General features: G+C 70.3%; 11 protein-coding genes. 8 read left to right on the top strand and 3 right to left on the bottom strand.

Annotation, left to right across the window (positions count from 1 at the left end; translation table 11 throughout):
* Positions 1 to 7: 7 nt before the first annotated feature.
* Positions 8 to 1,294, top strand: a complete 1,287-nt coding sequence (locus ACWDUM_RS15660) for an HRDC domain-containing protein (protein WP_450134651.1) — start codon at positions 8 to 10, stop codon at positions 1,292 to 1,294.
* A 1-nt stretch (position 1,295) separates the two neighbouring features.
* Here the strand turns inward: ACWDUM_RS15660 and ACWDUM_RS15655 are convergent, their stop codons facing one another.
* On the bottom strand, positions 1,296 to 1,919 hold the full coding sequence (locus tag ACWDUM_RS15655) for a TetR/AcrR family transcriptional regulator (RefSeq protein ID WP_450134650.1): 624 nt from the start codon (positions 1,917 to 1,919) through the stop codon (positions 1,296 to 1,298).
* A 250-nt stretch (positions 1,920 to 2,169) separates the two neighbouring features.
* Between ACWDUM_RS15655 and ACWDUM_RS15650 the strand changes: the two genes are divergently transcribed.
* A complete protein-coding gene (locus ACWDUM_RS15650) occupies positions 2,170 to 2,934 on the top strand; it encodes an oxygenase MpaB family protein (protein WP_450134759.1) in 765 nt (254 codons plus the stop codon).
* Between the two features lie 86 nt (positions 2,935 to 3,020).
* Complete coding sequence (locus tag ACWDUM_RS15645) at positions 3,021 to 3,494, top strand: hypothetical protein (protein WP_450115942.1); 474 nt, start codon at positions 3,021 to 3,023, stop codon at positions 3,492 to 3,494.
* Here the strand turns inward: ACWDUM_RS15645 and ACWDUM_RS15640 are convergent.
* Complete coding sequence (locus ACWDUM_RS15640) at positions 3,472 to 4,266, bottom strand: thioesterase family protein (RefSeq protein WP_450134649.1); 795 nt, start codon at positions 4,264 to 4,266, stop codon at positions 3,472 to 3,474. The genes ACWDUM_RS15645 and ACWDUM_RS15640 overlap by 23 nt on opposite strands.
* 242 nt (positions 4,267 to 4,508) lie before the next feature.
* On the opposite strand from ACWDUM_RS15640, the gene ACWDUM_RS15635 reads away from it, so the two are divergent.
* Entirely contained in the window at positions 4,509 to 6,206 is a 1,698-nt protein-coding gene (locus ACWDUM_RS15635; protein ID WP_450134648.1) for a serine/threonine-protein kinase, read from the top strand.
* Between the two features lie 21 nt (positions 6,207 to 6,227).
* Here ACWDUM_RS15635 and ACWDUM_RS15630 read toward each other — a convergent pair whose 3' ends face one another.
* Positions 6,228 to 6,989: an SGNH/GDSL hydrolase family protein gene (locus ACWDUM_RS15630; RefSeq protein WP_450134758.1), complete on the bottom strand. Its 762-nt coding sequence runs from the start codon at positions 6,987 to 6,989 to the stop codon at positions 6,228 to 6,230.
* A 275-nt stretch (positions 6,990 to 7,264) separates the two neighbouring features.
* Between ACWDUM_RS15630 and ACWDUM_RS15625 the strand changes: the two genes are divergently transcribed.
* The 4 genes from ACWDUM_RS15625 to ACWDUM_RS15610 all read left to right on the top strand — a co-directional run bounded on the left by ACWDUM_RS15625 (position 7,265) and on the right by ACWDUM_RS15610 (position 13,538).
* A complete protein-coding gene (locus tag ACWDUM_RS15625) occupies positions 7,265 to 8,485 on the top strand; it encodes a thiolase family protein (RefSeq protein WP_450134647.1) in 1,221 nt (406 codons plus the stop codon).
* Positions 8,486 to 10,591: a 3-hydroxyacyl-CoA dehydrogenase NAD-binding domain-containing protein gene (locus ACWDUM_RS15620; protein ID WP_450134646.1), complete on the top strand. Its 2,106-nt coding sequence runs from the start codon at positions 8,486 to 8,488 to the stop codon at positions 10,589 to 10,591. It begins immediately after the preceding gene.
* Positions 10,592 to 10,853: 262 nt separating this feature from the next.
* Positions 10,854 to 11,918: an alpha/beta hydrolase gene (locus tag ACWDUM_RS15615; RefSeq protein ID WP_450115937.1), complete on the top strand. Its 1,065-nt coding sequence runs from the start codon at positions 10,854 to 10,856 to the stop codon at positions 11,916 to 11,918.
* A 174-nt stretch (positions 11,919 to 12,092) separates the two neighbouring features.
* Positions 12,093 to 13,538 (top strand): sugar porter family MFS transporter, encoded by a 1,446-nt coding sequence (locus ACWDUM_RS15610; protein WP_450134645.1) that lies wholly within the window; start codon positions 12,093 to 12,095, stop codon positions 13,536 to 13,538.
* Positions 13,539 to 13,567: the final 29 nt, after the last annotated feature.

Below are 13,567 nucleotides of genomic sequence, written 5' to 3'. Positions count from 1 at the left end.
ACTGTCCATGGCTGAGTCGTCCACGTCCGGGTCGAGCGACCCCGAGCCCCCGCACGCCGCGGTCCCCCTCCTGACCCCGGCGGACGGACTGCCCGAGGTCGTCGACTCTCCCCGGATGGCCGCCGAGGCGGCAGCCCGCCTCGCGGCAGGCACCGGGCCGCTCGCCGTCGACGCCGAACGTGCCTCGGGCTTCCGCTACTCCAATCGTGCCTACCTGCTGCAGTTCCGGCGCGCGGGTGCCGGTACCGTGCTGGTCGACCCGATCCCGATCGCCGCCGATCTCGGCCCGCTCGCCGAGGCGATCAATCCGCTCGAATGGGTGCTGCACTCCGCCGATCAGGACCTGCCCGGGATGGCGGAGCTCGGCCTGCGCCCGGCCATCCTCTACGACACCGAGCTCGCCGGGCGGCTCGCCGGCTTCGATCGGGTCGGGCTGGCAGCGATCGTCGAACGGATGCTGGGCCTCGAACTGCGCAAGGGGCACGGCGCCGACGACTGGTCCCGCCGACCGCTGCCCGAATCGTGGCTCAACTACGCGGCTCTCGACGTCGAGGTGCTGGTGGAGTTGCGTGACGCGATGGCCGCCGAGCTCGATGCCCAGGGAAAAGCCGCATGGGCGGCACAGGAATTCGAGCACGTTCGCCTCGCCGGTCCGCCGAAGCCGAAGTCAGACCGCTGGCGTCGCACCTCGCAGATCCACTCCCTCAAGTCACCCCGGCAGCTCGCCGCGGTTCGGGAACTGTGGCAGGCACGCGACGAGATCGCGAGCCGACGGGACATCGCTCCGGGCCGGATCCTGCCCGATTCGGCGATCGTCGCGGCCGCGAGCGCGAATCCGAGGTCGGTGGACGCCCTGCGCGCACTGCCGGTCTTCGGCGGCCCTCGCCAGCGCCGGTCCTCGCGGGTGTGGCTGCAGGCGCTGGAACGGGCCCGCGCGCTGCCCGAGGCGGACCTGCCGCCCCTCACCCAACCGTTCACCGGTCCACCGCCGGCCAATCGCTGGGCCCGCAAGCACCCCGAAGCCGCCGATCGACTCACCGCGGCCCGCAGCGAGATGTCCGCGCTGAGCGAGCGGGTGCACGTACCCGTCGAGAACCTGCTGACCCCGGAGCTGGTCCGCCGGCTGTGCTGGGACTTCGACCCGGCCGACCACCGCGGCGAAAGCACCTCGGCTCTGGAGGAATTCGTCGACGCCGCGCTGGCCGAAGGTGACGCCCGACCGTGGCAGCGCGAGCTGACCACACCGGTTCTCGCACACGCCCTCAGCGTGGACCGGGACACAGCCGGGCGCTGAGCTACACCAGGGTGCCGACGGCCAGCATCAGGTCGGTGCACCGGTCCACGAGCACATCGGCCTCGACGTCGAGATTGCCGTCGAGCCACGCTGTCAGGATCTGCGCCAGGCCCCCGACGACGAAGTGGGCGGCCAGGTCGACGTCGGCACCCGACCGCAGGTCGTAGAAGTCCACCGCCTGAGCGGTGGTCAGTCCGACGAACATCCGGGCCGATTCCAGCCGCCGCTGTGCCAGAACGGACGTGACCGGGCCGGAGAACACGAGCCTGCCCAGGCGCGGATCCTCGGAGATCTCGCGGACGATGGTCGCGACGCCGGCGCGCACCAGTGCCCGCTCCTGCTTCGGCGCACCGGCGACCGCCTCCAGCGTGGACTCGGCGATGCGCGAGGTGGCGTGGTCGTACACCGCCACCGTCAGGGCGTCACGGTCGGCGAAGGACTCGTAGAAGTACCTGGTCGCGAGGCCGGCGTGCCTACAGACACCGCGCACCGACAGCGTCGACTCCCCTTCCGGCCCACCGAGCAGGTCGAGACCCGCCTCGATCAGCTGGGCGCGCCGCTCGGCGCGGCGCTGATCGCCCTCCACTCCCGCGTAGACCCGCGCCGACGACGTCATGGCGATCATCTTTCCACCGACCGCTGGACGCACCACATATATGTGAGTACGGTCGTGATCAGATAGCGGAGAATCGAACGGTCTGGAGGGGCAGATGTCGGTGCTGGAGCAGTCTGATGGGGATGTGACCGGCGACGATTCGTCGACACAGGGAACGCAGGCGCAGGACGCGTCCGCCCGGTCCGCGACCGGGGGAAGCGCCGCCGTGCGGGCGATCGACGGCGGGCCCGTGCTCGCCCAGGTCGACGGCGTGTCCCTGATGGCCGGCGCGGCGAACGTCATCATGCAACTCTCGTGGCCCGGCGTCGGCTACGGCGTGATGGAGAGCAAGGTCGAGTCGGGGCGCCTGTTCGACCATCCGATCAAACGCAGCCGCACCACGCTGCAGTATCTCGCGGTGGCGTCGATGGGTACCGACGACGAGAAGCGGCTCTACCGCCGCGGCGTCAACCGCGCGCACGCACAGGTCCGGTCCAGCGAGGACAGCCCGGTCGAGTACAACGCGTTCGATCCGGAGCTGCAATTGTGGGTCGCGGCCTGCATCTACCGCGGATTCGAGGACACCCATCGCGTCCTGCGCGGCGAGTACACCCCCGCCGAGCGCGAGTACTACTACCAGCGGGGCGCAGTGTTCGGGACGACACTGCAGGTCAAACAGGAGATGTGGCCCGAGAATCGGGACGCGTTCGAGGAGTACTGGACCGAGGCGATGAAGAAGGTGTCCATCGACGACGCTGTTCGCGCCCACCTCGACATCATCGCCCGCGCCGGATTCGCCAACCCGATCCTCGCGAAGCTGCTCGGACCGCTCAATCTATTCATCACCAAAGGCTTTCTCCCGCAGGAGTTCCGCGACCAGATGCACTATTCGTGGACGAGCCGGGACCAGCACCGATTCGATCGCCTGATGAAGGCGATCGCGACCGTCAACCGGCTCCTGCCCGGCATCGTTCGCGAGTTCCCCTACAACTACCTGATGGCCGATCTGCGGTGGCGGATCCGCACCGGTCGCGCGTTGGTCTGACGACCGGGAGACGCGCGCTGGTCCGACGACCGCAGAGACGCGCGTCGATCTGACCGTCCCGTGCGGCGCCGTGGCAGGATCGCCGAATGATCCTGCTGCGCGCCGAATGGGTGGTCCTCGCGATCCTCGCGGCCGTCCTCGGCGTCGTGGTCGCACGCGAGCCGATGCTGCAGTTCACCGATTGCGAACTCGGCCACTTCGCCGTCGGCAACCCCGGAGGAATCGAGTCCCCCGCCGAGTGCGCGGCCTCGGCGCTGGCCTACTTCGGCTTCGGTCTGATCGCCGTGCTCGCCGTCCCCGTCGTCCTCTGCCTGGCCCCGGCCGCGGTCCCCCGGCGCGCCGTCGCCTGGGCCGCCGCCGCTGGTCTCGCCGGTTGCCCGCTGCTGGGGGCGCTGGCGCTGATGAACACCATCGGCCCGTCCACCACTCCGGTGGTGGTCGTCTACCCGTACTTTCTGCCCGTGGCGGTGGGTGCCGTCCTTCTCGCCACCTTCCATCACCGTTTGGCCGCCGCGACAGGCGGTTCCACGGCGGACCTCAGACCGGCCTCGGCGCCGTGAAATCGATCTGCCTGCGGGCGTTGGACAACGCGGTGACGACACAGGTCCCCAGCGGTCCGGTGCGGTCGTAGAGGGTCGCGGTGCCGATCGAGACGCCGTCGGCCGCGACGGCGTTGTCGGCGCGGAGACCGAGCTCGAAGCCGACGGGCAGTCGCGACAGCGTCAGCGTCATGTCCGTGTTGATGTAGCCGGCACCGTGCGAACCCCAGTGGCACACCTGGTTCGTCGTGTCGCCGAGCACCGCGGCGCGCTGGAACGGCGAGATCGGTTCCCCTGCCACCAGCGGAGGAAGACTGTGCCACGAGGTCTTGCGGTCCGCGTTCTGGTTCGCGGCGTAGTCGGGCGACCAGTCACGACCACCACTCTTGAAGAGCGGCGGGGCACCGTGCGGGGACACACACCCTTCCGGTGGCACCGGCAGGTCCGGCGCGGCGCTCCACACCCGGCCGGCCGGCTCCGCACCGGGAGTCAGGAACACCACCGACGCACGCGCCCGTACCTGCTCGTCCTGAACGATCGAGGCATCCGCAACGGCGATCCGCGTCCCCTCACGCACGACTTCGCTGCGCACCTCGATCGGAGCGTTCAACACGGGCCGGAAGAGGTCCACCGTCATCCGGGCCGGGACGAATCCGGCAGGACAATGGGTTTCGAGCTGCCGGGCAAGCAGACCGCACACGGCGTGCCCACCCAACTGCGTCGGCGCCCAATGACTGACCGCCAACCTCTCCGCGACCAGCAGATCGCCTTGCCTGGTGAAGAAACTGACCATTCGCCCCGACTCCCCTCCCGGATCAGCCACTCGGACACAGGGATCCCGAGGCTACCGGGCTCCGGGGACCCGGAAGGGCGGTCCGCGAAACCGAACGGCGGCGGGCCGGTTCCGGCTCCGGTCCCCCGGTCCGGTGACGCACGTCCGCCGAGGGTCTCGACCCGCCCGGATATGCTGACCGACGTTTGCACGGACCAGGTCAGGGGTGGAGCATCAGCGCGCGAGAACTACAGCCGGGCAGTGTGTTCGCCGGGTACCGGATCGAGCGGCGACTCGGCTCCGGCGGCATGGGCAGCGTGTACCTGGCGGCGCATCCGAGCCTGCCGCGTCTGGTCGCGCTGAAACTCCCCGACCCCGCGCTGACCCGCGACCCGGAGGGCCGGGACCGTTTCCTGCGCGAGGCCGATCACACGGCGCGGCTCGACCACCCGAACATCGTCACCGTCTACGACCGTGGAGCGGAACGCGACCCGCGTGGTGGAGCGGAACGCGACCCGCGTGGTGGAGCGGAACGCGACCCGCGTGGTGGAGCGGAACGCGACCCGCGTGGTGGAGACGAGCAGCTTTGGATCTCGATGCAGTACGTGGACGGCACCGATGCGGCGACGCCACTGCGCCGGGGGCCGATGCCCGCCGCGCGCGCGGTCGCGATCGTCGCGGACATCGCCCGCGCCCTGGACCACGCCCACACGCACGGGGTGCTGCACCGCGACGTCAAGCCGGCGAACATCCTGTTGACCACGCCTCGGCCCGGCGACCCGGAGCGAGCTCTGCTGGCCGACTTCGGGATCGCGAAGAGCCTCGAGGCCACCGCCCTGACCCGCACCGGCACGGTCGTTGCGAGCCTTCAGTACGCGTCGCCGGAACAACTCGAGGGCCGTACGCTGGACGGGCGCAGCGACCAGTACGCACTCGGGTGCACGCTGTACCACCTGCTGACGGGGCAGCTGCCGTTTCCCGGATCCGACACCGCCCATCTCGTGCACGCGCACCTGAACCTGCCCGCGCCTCGGGTCACGGCGGTGCGCCCGGACCTGCCGCCCGCCCTCGACGCGGTGATCGCGCGGGCGATGGCGAAGAACCCCACGGATCGGTTCCCGTCGTCGGGCGCTCTGGCCGCTGCCACAAACACCGCGCTGATCGGCGGTGCCCCCGCCACCGTCGCGGTGCCGACGCCGACAACCCATCTGTCGACGCCGGCGCCCCCGACGACCGTCGCACCGACCGTGACCACTGTCACGCCGGCCGGGACGGCCGTCGCACCGACCATGACGACCGTCGCGCCGGCGACTGCAACCCCGACTCGTCCTCGCCGACTGCTGGTTCCGGTTGCGGCCGGTGCGGCGGTCGCCGCCCTCGCGGCGGCCGGAGCCACCGCATGGCTGCTCGGTGACCGCGGTCCGGACGCCGCGTCGGCATCGTCGGTCACCGCGAGTTCGGCGCCGCCGGCGCCGGTCACGACCACCGCCGCGCCGACACACACCGAGACGGTCCTCGTCCCGGCACCGGCGACGACCACGAAGGCCACCACCACCACGACCACCAAGAAGGTGCCGCCCGGTCAGGCGGCCAAGTCGTCGGAGGCCGCGGGCGCGCCGATGGACTTCGTCGGCCACGTCGACGGTGCGGACGCGCAGGGGTTCACCGACGGCAGCGGTCCGCGCTGCAACCGCACCGACCCGGCGGTCGTGGTGGCGAGGACGGACGAGTCCACGATCGTGGTCTGCCGGACCGACGCGGGGCGCTACTACTACATGGGCCGACGCGACCACGACGGGTCGGAGATCGAACTGGACGACCCCAAGGCGACCGACGACGGCTTCACGGTCACCAACCGGTCGGTGAAGTACGCCCTCGACCCGACCGCGCTGACGATCACGGAACGCGGGGACGTGCTCGCTCGTGAGCCGGTGCTCGAGTACCGGTACTCGGCCAACTGACCAGGGCGGCACCGCCCGGATTCACCGCACCGGCGTCAGCTGCGGCCGTTTCGCTGTCCGGCCCGCTCCAGAGGAGGTGCCGCGCAGGCGCCGCCCGAGCCACGGACCGAGGAATCGCACGGCCCACTCGACGTCGCCGCGCACCCGGTCGGGCAGCGCCCTCGGCGGCAACGGCCCCAGGTCCTCCTGCCAGCTCAGATCGGCACCGGGGAGGCCGAGCGCGCTCGCCGCGGCGGCGGACAGCCGGTCGTGTCCGGCCTCGTTGAGGTGCAGCCTGTCCCAGCTCCACAGCCGCGGATCCGTGGACACCGGGTACGCCTCGAGGTCGACAACCACGACGCCGTGGCGGCCGGCCGCCGCCCGGATCTGTGTGTTCAACGCCGAGATCCGCGCCATGATCGCGCCGCCGCCCGGCATTCCGGCGCCGAGCGTCGGGAACGCCATGGTGAGCACGCGTGCGCCGGCGGCGCTCAGCGCCGAGTACGCGATCTCCAGTTCCGCGGCGACCGCGGCGGGATCGAACTTCGGGCGAAGCAGGTCGTTCACGCCGGCCACGACGGATGCCAGGTCCGGCTGCATCGCCAGGGCGGGTGCGAGCTGCTCCTCCCGCACCTGCCGGGCCAACCGGCCTCGGATCGCGAGGTTCGCGTAGCGGACGTCCGGTTCGAACACGGCGATCCGTTCGGCCAGCCGATCCGCCCAGCCGCGGTAGCCGCCGTCGTCGTCGCCGTCGTTCAGCCCCTCGCTCTGGCTGTCGCCGATCGCGACGTATCTGGTGAACACCACTGCGCCACCTTCCCCTCGTCGAACCGATGCTCGACGAGCAACCTTACCCAGCGGTAGCGAGGCGAATCACGGGTGAACGGCCCACCGGCAACCGGCCGGCGCCCGCGCGAGCAGTGGGACACCACCCCGACACCTCCCCAGTGTCGGTACCCGCGGTATTGACGTAGGGTAAGTTACTGACCGGTAGCGAATGCGGGACGACTCGCTACGAGGGCAACCCGAGCCTCACCCCGGACCTTGGCGGTGAGCAGTCTCCACCAGGAGGAATCAGCGTGTCTCCATCCACTTCGCAGGGGCGGGGCGTCGTCTTCGTCGACGGCATCCGCACCCCGTTCGGCAAGGCCGGGGCCAAGGGCATCTACGCCGAGACCCGCGCCGACGACCTGGTCGTCAAGGCGATCCGTGAGCTGCTGCGCCGCAATCCGCAGCTGCCGCCCGAGCGCATCGACGAGGTGGCCGTCGCCGCCACCACGCAGACCGGCGACCAGGGCCTGACCATCGGCCGCACCTCCGCCATCCTCGCGGGCCTGCCCGAGACCGTGCCCGGCTTCGCGATCGACCGCATGTGCGCGGGCGCGATGACCGCCGTCACCACCACCGCGTCCGGCATCGGCTTCGGCCAGTACGACGTCGTCATCGCCGGCGGCGTCGAGCACATGGGCCGCCACCCGATGGGTGAGGGCGCCGACCCGAACCCGCGGTTCATGACCGACAAGCTTGTCGACCCGTCCGCCCTGGTGATGGGCAACACCGCCGAGAACCTGCACGACCGGTTCCCGTCGATCACCAAGGAGCGCACCGACGCCTACGCGGTTGCCTCACAGAACAAGTACGACGCCGCGAAGAAGGCCGGCTTCATCGCCGACACCCTGACGCCGGTCGCCACCCGGGCCGCGAACGGCTGGGGCCTGGCCACCGAGGACGAGCCGCCGCGTCCCGGAACCACGATCGAGGACCTCGCCGCGCTCAAGACCCCGTTCCGCCCCGCGGGCCGGATCACCGCCGGTAACGCCGCGGGACTGAACGACGGCGCCACCGCCTGCATCCTCGCCGGCGAGGACACCGCCGCCGAGCTCGGCCTGCCGGTCGGCATGCGGATGGTCGGCTTCGCGTTCCAGGGCGTCGATCCCGCCGTGATGGGCATCGGCCCGGTCCCGGCGACCGAGAAGCTGCTCGCCCGCACTGGCCTGAAGATCGAGGACATCGGCCTGTTCGAGATCAACGAGGCGTTCGCCGTGCAGGTGCTCGCGTTCCTCGAGCACTTCGGCATCGCCGACGACGACCCGCGCGTCAACCAGTGGGGCGGCGCCATCGCATGCGGCCACCCGCTCGCATCCTCGGGTGTGCGCCTGATGACGCAGCTCTCGCGTCAGTTCGCGCAGAACCCCGACGTCCGCTACGGCCTGACCACCATGTGCATCGGCCTCGGCATGGGCGGAACCGTCATCTGGGAGAACCCCAACCACGCTGATTACCAGGCGGGAGCCAAGTAAATGACCGACATCACAAGCGCTTTCGCCGACGAGGTCGTGACCAACGCCTACACCAAGCTGGTCTCGGTCCCCGGCATCGAGGGCCCCGTCGCGCTGATCACCCTCGACAACGGCTTCGACCACACCAAGCCGAACTCCTTCGGCCCGCGCGGCCTGCTCGCGTTCGACGCCGCGCTCGACGAGGCGTTCGCCGCCAACCCGGCCGCCATCGCCGTCACCGGCAAGCCGTTCATCTTCGCCGCCGGTGCCGACCTCAAGGGCGTCCCGTCGATCAGCTCCCGCGAGCAGGGCCTCGAACTCGGCCGTCTGGGCCACAAGGTGTTCCGCCGGCTGCGCGAGTCCACCGTCCCGACCTTCGGGTTCGTGAACGGCCTCGCGCTCGGCGGCGGCCTCGAGGTCGGCCTGCACTGCCACTACCGCACCTACGCCGACAACGTGCCCGCCCTCGGCCTGCCCGAGGCCATGCTCGGCCTGGTCCCCGGATGGGGTGGAACCCAGCTGCTGCCGAACGTCGTCGGGCCCGCGAACGCCGTGACCATCGCCGTCGAGAACCCGCTGAACAACGGCAAGACGATCAATGCGGCCCAGGCCGCCAAGCTCGGACTCGCCGACGTCGTGCTCGGTTCCGCCGACTTCCTCGAGCAGTCCCTCGCCTGGGCGGCGAAGGTCCTCGCCGGAGAGATCGTCCCCGCCCGCCCCGAGATCGACCGCGGCGCCGGCTGGGACGAGGCCATCGCCCGCGCGCAGGCGATCGTCGCCGGCAAGACCAAGAACAACGCCCCCGGCGCCGTGCGCACCGTCGCACTGCTCGACGCCGCCCGGTCCATCGACCTCACCGACCCGGCGACCCTCGACGCCGGTTTCGCGGCCGAGGACGAGGCCCTGGCGGACCTGCTCATGACCGACGAACTGCGCGCCGGCCTGTACGCGTTCAACCTCGTCAACTCCCGCGCCAAGCGGCCGGCCGGAGCACCGGACAAGTCCCTGGCCCGCAAGATCTCCGGGGTCGGCATCGTCGGCGCCGGCCTCATGGCCAGCCAGCTCGCGATGCTGTTCGTCAAGCAGCTCAAGGTGCCGGTGATCCTCACCGACATCGACCAGGAGCGCATCGACAAGGGCGTCGGCTACGTGCACGCCGAGATCGACAAGCTCCAGGGCAAGGGCCGGCTGTCCCCCGACGCCGCGAACCGCCTCAAGGCGCTCGTCTCCGGCTCGCTGGACAAGGCCGCGTTCGCGAAGACCGACTTCGTCATCGAGGCCGTCTTCGAGAACATGGACGTCAAGAAGAAGGTGTTCGCCGAACTCGAGGAGCACGTGGCCCCCGAGACCGTCCTGGCGACCAACACCTCCTCGCTGTCCATCACCGAGATGGCCTCGGACCTGAAGCACCCGGAGCGGGTCGTGGGCTTCCACTTCTTCAACCCGGTCGCGGTGCTGCCGCTGCTCGAGGTCATCAAGGGTGAGAAGACCGATGACGCCACCCTCGCAACCGCGTTCGCGACCGCCAAGACGCTGCGCAAGTCCGCGGTGCTGTGCGCCGACAAGCCCGGGTTCGTGTTCAACCGGCTCGTCACCCGCACCCTCGGCGAGGTCATGACCGCCGTCGACGAGGGCACCCCGTTCGAGGTCGCGGACAACGCGGTCGCCGAACTCGGTATGCCGATGAGCCCGTTCACCCTGCTCGCCCTCGTCGGACCGGCCGTCGCGCTGCACACCGGCGAGACCCTGCAGGCCGCGTACCCCGACCGGTTCAAGTCCTCCCCCGGGCTCGAGGCCCTCGTCGAGGCCCGCAAGCCCGGCGTGTGGACCTACGGTCCGGAGGGACAGGTCGTCGACCCCGAGGTCGCCGCACTGTGGCCGCAGGGCGACAAGCCGTCGACCGCGGAGGAAGTCCTCGAGCGCACCCGGCGCGCGTTCGCCGAGGAGATCGCGATCATGCTCGACGAGGGTGTCGTCGCGGCCCCCGAGGACATCGACCTGTGCCTGATCCTCGGTGGCGGCTTCGGCTTCTGGAACGGCGGCATCACCCCGTACCTGGACCGCACCGGCACCTCCGAGGCCGTCAACGGCAAGCGGTTCCTGGCCAAGGGTGTTGCCAGCGTCTGACCGGCAGCGCGAGACCGCATCGGCGGGCGCGGCGACGGGTTTCTCCCGTGCCGCGCCCGCCGGTGTGTGCACGCTCTCCCGGGCACACCTGCGACCTGCGATCTTCCCCGCATCGGCGTGGCGGCGAACTGCAACGGGCCCTGTCACCGATTGCATCACGATCGTGTCGTCCGGCCGTCACCGCGCGCACACCGCGATACAGTGCACGAACCCGTGAACCTGCGGCTGTGCACGGCCGCACGGACGAAAGGCCAGTAAAGGGATGCGAGTCAGACAAGTGAAGGGCGGAAGAGCCGGGTCCTGGCTCAAACGCTCGGTGTTGGTGTCCATGGCGATCGTGCTACCGCTCGGGGCGTCGGTAGCAGGTCCAGTGGGCACCGCGAACGCGGCATACGACCCGAACTTCGGTTTCGACTTCTGGGTCAGATCCGACATGGGGGACATCAAGTCACGCATCTTCCGCGCGGCCAACGGCAACACCGATCGCGTGGTGTACGCCCTCGACGGCATGCGGGCCCGCGACGATCTCAACGGCTGGGAGATCGAAACCAACGTCGCACGGGCCCTGACCGCGGCGAACATCAACGTCGTGATGCCGGTCGGCGGCCAGTCCAGCTTCTACGCGGACTGGAACGCGCCGAGCACATGGGGCCCGGGCGATCTCGGGTCCTCCACCGGCAGTTCGGGCGGGTCGTCGGCGCTGGGCAGCTCGGATGCCGGAGGCAACGTCGACGGCAAGGCCAACACGTACCGGTGGGAGACCTTCCTCACGCAGCAGCTTCCCGACGCACTGGGTTCCCGGCTGGGCTTCAGCTCGAACCGCAACGGTGTGTTCGGTCTCTCGATGGGCGGCAGCGCGGCCCTGACCCTGGCCGCGTACCACCCGCAGCAGTTCAGCTTCGCCGGGTCGTACTCCGGGTTCCTCAACAACTCCGCTCCGGGCATGCGGGAGGCGCTGCGCGCCGCGATGATCTCGGCCGGCGGCTTCAACATCGACGCGATGGCGCCCCCATGGGGACCGCAGTGGCTGCGGATGGACCCCTTCGTCTTCGCGCCGATGCTGAAGGTGAACAACACCCGGCTGTGGATCGCCTCCGGCAGCGGCGTCCCCGGCGCGGGCGACGTGAGCGACGCCCTCGGCATCGTGCAGTCGGTGCCCCTCGAGGCGTTGGCGCTGGCCAACACCCGCGCGTTCGAGGTCCGGATGTCGACCCTCGGTGGCGCGAACGCCCACTACGACTACCCCGCCACCGGCGTGCACAACTGGAAGAACTGGGAGGACCAGGTCAACCGGATGATTCCCGACCTGTCCGCCAACATCGGCTGATTTCGCGACACGTCGATCCGCGACTGCGCCCCGGGAGACTCGGCCCCGGGGCGCAGTCGCGTGGCCACCGCGCGCACGAGCCGGATTCGCAGTAGCGTCAGAATGCTGCGGGTGTGTCACGACGCAACGGCGCGTCGGCCCGGAGGCATTCAGGCCGAGAGTCTGGGGGCTGACATGGCAACGAGCGACACCGCCTTCGGCGGCACGGGATCCGGGGCCGCGAGGGCCGCCGTCGGGCACGCGCTGATGATCGCCGCCGCGGCGGCACTGGGCGGATTCCTCTTCGGCTACGACACCGCAGTGATCAACGGCGCGGTCGGCGCGATCCGCGACAAGTACGACATCGGTGCCGGCGGAACGGGTCTGACCGTCTCGCTGACGCTGCTCGGCGCCGCACTCGGCGCCTGGATCGCCGGCGACATCGCCGACCGGCTCGGCCGGATCAGGGTCATGCAGCTGGCGGCGATCCTCTTCCTCGTCGGCGCGCTCGGCTCGGCGTTCCCCTTCAGCATCTACGACCTGACCGCGTGGCGAGTGGTCGGTGGTGTGGCGGTCGGCTTCGCATCCGTGATCGCACCGGCGTACATCGCGGAGATCGCCCCCGCGGCGATCCGCGGCCGGCTCGGGTCGATGTACCAGCTGGCCATCGTGCTCGGCATCGCGATTTCGCAGCTCGTCAACTACGCACTCAACCAGGCCGCCGGCGGGGCCCGGGAACACCTGGCCGGCATCGAGGCGTGGCAGTGGATGCTGGCCCTCGAAGCGGTACCCGCCCTTCTCTACCTGCTGATGAGCTTCACCATCCCCGAGTCGCCCCGGTTCCTGGTGCTGCGCGGACGCGAGGACGCGGCGCGGAAGATCCTCGCGAATCTGGAAGGTGGCGGGGACGATGTCGTCACCGCCCGGATCGGCGAGATCCGCGCCTCGCTCAGCGAGCACCGCACCAAGACCACACTGCGCCAACTGTTCTCGAAGCCGCTTGGTGTCGCGCCGCTGGTGTGGGTCGGCATCGCGCTCGCCGCGCTGCAACAGTTCGTCGGCATCAACGTGATCTTCTACTACTCGGCAACCCTGTGGGAGGCGGTCGGTTTCGGTGAGGACCGGTCGCTGCTGATCAGCGTCGTCAGTGCACTGGTCAACATCGTCGGCACCTTCGTCGCGATCGCCGTGATCGACAGGATCGGGCGAAGGCCGCTGCTGCTGATCGGTTCGGTCGGCATGGCCGTCTCCCTGGCGACCGCCGCGATCTGCTTCAACTCCGCGGTTGTGACCACCGACGCCGAGGGCGACTCGGTGGCGACCCTGACCGGCGCCAACGGCACCGTAGCGCTGATCGCGGCCAACGCGTTCGTGTTCTTCTTCGCCTTCTCCTGGGGCCCCGTGGTGTGGGTGCTGATCAGCGAGATGTTCCCGAACCGGGTACGCGCGGCGGCCGTCGGCATCGCGACCGCGGCCAACTGGGTGGCGAACTTCCTGGTCTCCGCGACGTTCCCCGCCCTGGCCGACTGGAACCTCTCGCTCACCTACGGCGCCTACGCGGTCATGGCCGCGATCTCTTTCTTCGTGGTGTGGAAGCTCGTGGCCGAAACCCGCGGCCGCACACTCGAAGCCGCCGGCTGAGGCCGGGTGCCGGGGCCGTCACGCGACCC

This window comes from Rhodococcus sp. NPDC003322 (genome assembly GCF_053589555.1).
This window is presented reverse-complemented; position numbering and strand designations above follow the sequence as displayed.